General features: G+C 63.9%; 5 protein-coding genes. 2 read left to right on the forward strand and 3 right to left on the reverse strand.

Translation table 11 applies throughout. From position 1 onward, the window contains the following. Nucleotides 1-148: 148 nt before the first annotated feature. The 3 genes from FF80_RS15985 to FF80_RS15995 form a co-directional block, all read right to left on the reverse strand. Nucleotides 149-1,222 (reverse strand): 3-deoxy-7-phosphoheptulonate synthase, encoded by a 1,074-nt coding sequence (locus FF80_RS15985; protein ID WP_035102426.1) that lies wholly within the window; start codon nucleotides 1,220-1,222, stop codon nucleotides 149-151. Nucleotides 1,223-1,625: 403 nt separating this feature from the next. Beyond that, nucleotides 1,626-3,533, reverse strand: a complete 1,908-nt coding sequence (uvrC, locus tag FF80_RS15990) for an excinuclease ABC subunit UvrC (protein ID WP_035102427.1) — start codon at nucleotides 3,531-3,533, stop codon at nucleotides 1,626-1,628. After that, nucleotides 3,530-4,312 carry an SDR family oxidoreductase gene (locus tag FF80_RS15995; protein WP_035102430.1) on the reverse strand — a complete coding sequence of 261 codons (783 nt, stop codon included), beginning with the start codon at nucleotides 4,310-4,312 and terminating at the stop codon, nucleotides 3,530-3,532. The genes uvrC and FF80_RS15995 overlap by 4 nt, the downstream gene beginning before the upstream one ends. 223 nt (nucleotides 4,313-4,535) lie before the next feature. Here FF80_RS15995 and FF80_RS16000 point away from each other — a divergent pair, with 223 nt between their 5' ends. Continuing rightward, the gene (locus FF80_RS16000; RefSeq protein WP_035102428.1) at nucleotides 4,536-4,865 is read left to right on the forward strand and encodes a hypothetical protein; all 330 of its coding nucleotides are present in this window, start codon (nucleotides 4,536-4,538) and stop codon (nucleotides 4,863-4,865) included. An 85-nt stretch (nucleotides 4,866-4,950) separates the two neighbouring features. After that, a complete protein-coding gene (locus FF80_RS16005) occupies nucleotides 4,951-5,874 on the forward strand; it encodes a DMT family transporter (RefSeq protein ID WP_052153664.1) in 924 nt (307 codons plus the stop codon). Nucleotides 5,875-6,030 lie beyond the last annotated feature (156 nt).

Below are 6,030 nucleotides of genomic sequence, written 5' to 3' on the forward strand. Positions count from 1 at the left end.
GAACAGGATGGCGGCGAGGTGGTCAAGGGGAACCAGCGAGCCAGAAAGATGGATTGCCCGGACAAGCCGGGCAATGACGATCGTCGAGGAGCCATATTTCAACCAGCGTCACCACCCGGCTTGTCCGGGTGGTCCATTTTGCTGCCGATCAGGCGACAGCCTGATTGGTCGCGGCGCGGCGCTTAGTCACCGACTCGGCCAATGCTTGCAGCGCCGTGACCGTGGTGTCCCAATCGATGCAGCCGTCGGTGATGGATTGGCCATAGGTCAGAGGCTGTCCGGGGACGAGGTCCTGGCGGCCGGCGACGATATTGCTCTCGATCATGACGCCGATGATGCGGCGGTCGCCGGCGGCCAGTTGGTGGCCGATATCGGCCAGGACCAGGGGCTGGTTTTCTGGCTTTTTGGACGAGTTGGCGTGGCTGGCGTCGATCATGATGGTGGCGGGTATGCCCGCCTTGGTTGCGGCCTTGGCAGCGGCGTCGACACTGGCAGCATCGTAGTTCGGCACCTTGCCGCCGCGCAGGATGACGTGGCAGTCCTCATTGCCGGTGGTGGAGGCAATGGCCGAGCGGCCGTTCTTGGTCACGGCCATGAAATGGTGCGGCTGGCTCGCGGATTTGACCGCGTCGAGCGCGATCTGCAGATTGCCGTCGGTGCCATTCTTGAAGCCGACCGGGCAGGACAGGCCCGAAGCCAGTTCGCGATGGATCTGGCTTTCGGTGGTGCGGGCGCCGATGGCGGCCCAGCTGACCAGATCGGCAATGTATTGGGGCGTCGTCATATCGAGGAATTCGCAGGCGGCGGGCAGGCCCAGATTGTTGATGTCGAGCAGCAGGGCGCGCGCGGTGTGCAGGCCCGTGTCGATGTCGAAAGTGCCATCGAGATTGGGGTCGTTGATCAAGCCCTTCCAACCCACGGTGGTGCGGGGCTTTTCGAAGTAGACGCGCATGATGATCTCGAGCCGGTCGCCAAGGGTTTCGCGCAGCGCCACGAGTCGCTGCGCGTAATCCATGGCGGCCTGGGTGTCGTGGATCGAGCAGGGGCCAACCACGACGGCGAGACGATCGTCCTGGCCGGCCAGAATATTGTGCAGATCATGGCGGGCGCTGATGACGGTGCGCGTGGCCGCGTCGGTGCGCGGATGCTGGCGCATCACCTCGATGGGGGTGGTCAGCTCGGTGATGGAATTGATCCGCAGATCATCGGTGGTCTTCAACATTTTGTCGGTTCCTCGGTGTGTCTTGCTCGACAGCGGCCAACAAAAAAGCCGCCTCGTGGGTCGGGCGGCTGGCTTCGGGTTTGGTCGTCTCTTGGTGAGATCAGATCAAGCGCACAATAGCCTCCGCCGGGAGCGGATAGCTAAAATACCAAAACGAGATGGTTGCGACGGAGATCATGGGAGGAGATGTAGCGCGGGATTTGGGGTTTGTCGACTCTGACTTTGGGATGAGAGGGAGCGGGGTATGCCCCGCGAATGGGGGCTCTCGTCACCCACCCTGGCCCTCCCCATCAAGGGGAGGGTGAACCCGGTGGGTGTGGTGGATAGTGCCCTGATGTTGGCCAAACCACGGTGTCATTCCGGCGCAGGCCGGAATGACACCGTGGGTGGGATAGCGCTGTCCTCACTCCACCCGGTTGAAGTGATCGTAGATCAGCTGCGCCATGGCGCTGGAGATGCCGGGGACGGCTTCGAGGTCGAGGAGGCTGGCGCGGCCGACGGCTTTGGCGGAGCCGAAATGGTTGAGCAAAGCGCGTTTGCGGGTGGGGCCGATACCTTCGATTTCGTCGAGCGGGTTCTTGATCTGGGCCTTGCTGCGCTTGGCGCGGTGGGTGCCGATGGCGAAGCGGTGGGCTTCGTCGCGCAGGCGCTGGACGTAGTAGAGGACCGGGTCGCGATGGGGGAGCATGAAGGCGTCGCGGCCTTCCATGAAGAATTTTTCGCGGCCCGCATCGCGTTCTTCGCCCTTGGCGATGCCGATAAAGGTCACGTCCTTGGGCAGGTTGAGCTGGGCGATCACCTCGCGCACGGCATTGAGCTGGCCGGCGCCACCATCGATGAAGACGACGTCGGGCCAATCGGGCATGCCGGCATCTTCGACCTCGTCGGCTTCGGCGTCGCTTTCGTTGCCGTTTTCCTGGGCGAGGCGGGTGAAGCGGCGGGTCAGCACTTCGCGCATCATGCCGAAATCGTCGCCGGCGGCGATGTCGGATTTGATGTTGAAGGTGCGGTAGTGCTTTTTGGAAAAGCCTTCCTCGCCGGCCACGACCATGGCGCCGATCGCATTGGTGCCCGAGATGTGGGAATTGTCGTAGATCTCGATGCGGCGCGGCGGCTCGTCGAGGCCGAAGCAATTGGCGACGCCTTCGAGCAGGGTGCGGTTGGTGGCGCCTTCGGCGAGCTGGCGGCCGAGCGCTTCGCGGGCATTGTTGAGGGCGTGATTGACCAGGTCGCGTTTCTCGCCCCGCTTGGGCTGTTCGATATAGACGCGGCGGCCGGCGCGGGTGGAGAGGGCTTCTTCCATGACGGCGGGCTCGGCCAACTCGTGACTGATGAGCACGAGGCGGGCCGGGGTGCGGTTTTCGTAGAACTGGCCGATGAAGGCCTCGAGCACTTCGGCGTCGGAAAGGCTGGCGTCGGCGCGGGGGCGATAGGGGTAATTGCCCCAGTTCTGGAAAGCGCGGAAGAAGAAGACCTGCACGCAGAACTGGCCGCCTTCGTGATGGATGGCGAAGACGTCGGCTTCCTCCACGGTTTTGGCGGTGCCATCGCCCTGGCTCTGGATCAGGGCGAGCGCGGAGAGGCGGTCGCGGAGCAGGGCGGCGCGTTCGAAATCGAGCTGTTCGGCGGCCTGGTTCATGTCGCGCTGGAGGTGGTCGCGCACGCCTTGCGACTTCCCGGAGAGGAATTGGCGGGCGTCCTCGACCAGTTCGCCATAGCCCTCAAGGCTGATTTCGCGGGTGCAGGGGGCGGCGCAGCGCTTGATCTGGAATTGCAGGCACGGCCGGGTGCGGGCGGCGTAGAAGCTGTCCGAGCAATTGCGGAGCAGGAAGGCCTTTTGCAGGCTGGCAATGGTGCGACCGACGGCGGTGGCCGAGGCGAAGGGGCCGAAATAATGGCCCTTGCGGCGTCTTGTGCCGCGATGCTTGGTCAGCTCAGGCGCCTCGTGATCGGTGGCGATCAGGATATAGGGGAAGCTCTTGTCGTCGCGCAGCAGCACGTTGAAGCGCGGCTTGAGCCGTTTGATCATATTGGCTTCGAGCAGCAGCGCTTCGGACTCGGTCTCGGTGCGCACGAATTCCATGGTCACGGTGGCCGCGATCATGCGCTGCAGGCGCACTTCGAGCGCTTCGGGGCGAGTGTAATTGGTGACACGGGCCTTGAGGTTCCGCGCCTTGCCCACATACATGACCTCGCCTTCCGCATCGAGCATGCGGTAGACGCCGGGGGCGGCGGGCAGGGTGCGCACGAAGGCGCGGATGACTTCGTGGCCGCTGGGCGGTGGGGGCATGATGGCGATGTCGTCGGTCATGATCGTGGGGTCGGCCCGCGGCGGGCCGGAAATTCGAGGTGTTCGCCGCCATCGAGGGCAAGCATCTGCCCGGTCATGCTGGGCAGACCCAGAATGGCGATGACGCCCCGGGCGATGCCATCGGCGCCGGCGGCGTGTTGGAGAGGGAGTTCGGCGCGGCGCTGGTCGAACTTGTCCTGGGAGATCGAGGGCGGTGCGACGGCGGGGCCGGGGGCGATGGCATTGACGCGAATATGCGGTGCCAGCGACTGGGCGAGGGTGCGCGTCATGGTCCAGAGCACGGATTTGCTGAGCGTATAGCTGAAATAGGCGGGGGAGAGATCGAGCACGCGTTCGTCGATGATGTTGATGATATTGCCAGACACGCCTGCGGGCAGTTGCGCGGCGAAGTCGCGCGACAGGAAGGCGGGTGCCTCGGCATGAATGGCGAAATGGGCGTCCCACAGGGTTTCGTCAAGGTCGCGGGCGCTGTCGCGCTCGTAGAGTGAAGCGTTGTTGATGAGCGTGGTCAGCGGGCCGAAGAAGCGGGCCGCTTGCCCGACAAGGTGTGCGCGCTGGCTGCGGTCGGCGAGATCGGCCTGGATGGCAGCGGCTTGTCCGCCCGACGCCTCGATTTGCGCGACGATTCGCCCGGCACCATCGGCGTTGCGCCGGTAGTGGGCGATGACCGAATGGCCCGCCTGCGCCAGCGCCAGCGCAATGGCAGCGCCAATCCGTTCGCCCGCGCCGGTGACGAGGGCGACGGGAGGCTGTGGCGATGGGGGCGTGAAATTGCTCATTGGGGCCGGATTCGGTGCTTTTACGGGACCATAGGCCGCTTTGGGCGGCCACATCAATCTCCGCGTACAGATGGGGAACGAGGCAGCATCGGCCAGTTCTATCGCGCGGCCATACTGACAGAATTAGACAGTAGTCTTGTCCTTTTGTTGCAGAGCGAACAGCAGTAGATTGTTTAGTGTCCGTGGGGCGGAGGGCTCGCACGGCGTATAGGAGAGGGACACTATGGAAGTCATCGTACCTATTCTCGTGCAGCTGATTGCCGGTGGGGCCGGGGGCAATGTGATCGGCCAGCTTGCCAAAAGCCTCAATCTCGGAACGACTGGCAATACCATTGCCGGCGCCGTTGGCGGCGTGGGTGGGACCTGGCTGGCAAGCCTCATCCCAGGGCTCAGCGGGCTGGTTGGCGGTGCGACTGCTGCGGCAGCGACCGGAGCCGCGACAGGCGGACTCGATATCGGCGCACTGGTTGGCCAGGGCGCAACGGGCCTGGTCGGCGGCGGCATCCTGACCGCCATTGCCGGCATGGTCAAATCGGCTACTGCCAAGAGCTAAGCAATTCAGCTTGCGCTCCGGTTTTTGAATCGGGGCGCAACTCAGGTTGCTCAGACAACCGCAATCAAGGCCAGCGACCCTATTCATGTCCGTTACTGCCATTGACGGGCGCAGCGATCTCGTCGGCCGCGCCATTTTCCTGACCCTTGTGACCATTGCCGTATTCGGTGCGCAGGACGCGATTTCCAAAATCCTGGTGCAGGAATATTCGACCTTTCAGATCACGATGATGCGCTATTGGGGCTTTGCCGCCTTTTCACTGGTGCTGGTGATGCGCCAAGCGCCGCTGCGGCAGGCGCTGAGTTCGAAAGTGCCGGCGCTGCAGGTGCTGCGTGGCTCGCTGCTGATCATCGAAATCTGGTGTTTTGCGCGGGCGCTGCAAAGCGTGCCGCTGGGCGAATTGCAGGCCATTTCGCTGGTCTATCCGTTGCTGGTGACGCTGTTTGCCATTCCGCTGCTGGGCGAGAAGGTCGGCGTGTTCCGGTTTGTCGCGGTGCTGGTGGGGTTTGCAGGGGCTATGGTGATCGTGCGGCCGGGCGGGTTGCCGCTTGATTGGGGCGTGCTGTTCGCCGTTTTGTCCTCGGTGCTGTATGCGCTTTACCTGGTGATCACGCGCAAGGTCAGCCGCTATGACAGCGCGGCGACCAGCATGGCTTATACGGGCGTGGTTGGGCTGGTGTTGTCGGGCGCGGTGGGCGTGTTCTTCTGGCAGAATATGGGCTGGATGGATGTGCTGCTGGTCTGCATCATCATGGTGACCACCTGCGTGGGGCACGGGCTGATGGTGTTTGCGCTATCCATGGCGCCGGCCAGCGTGATCCAGCCGTTCAATTATTTCTCGCTGCCCTGGGCTATTTTGCTCAGCGCTGTGGTGTTCGGGCACTGGATCGACGGCATCTCGCTGATCGGGGCGGGGATCATCGTGGTGGCGGGGCTGGTGGTGATGGCGCGGGAGCGAATGCGCAAGGTGGCGGTGACGCCCGAGGTGAGCCTGCCGGGTCATGAATGAGAAACGCCGCCCCGAAGGGCGGCGTTATTGTTTGGGTCAATTGCCCATGCAGACGTAACCATTCGGGCCGTTGAAGCAGACGCTGCCGCCACCGGGGTAGCCCGGATAGGGACGCGGGGGGCGGCCACCGCCACCCCAATGGGGCGGGCGCGGGCG

It is taken from the genome of Devosia sp. LC5 (assembly GCF_000735585.1).
Taxonomy (GTDB): Bacteria; Pseudomonadota; Alphaproteobacteria; order Rhizobiales; family Devosiaceae; genus Devosia.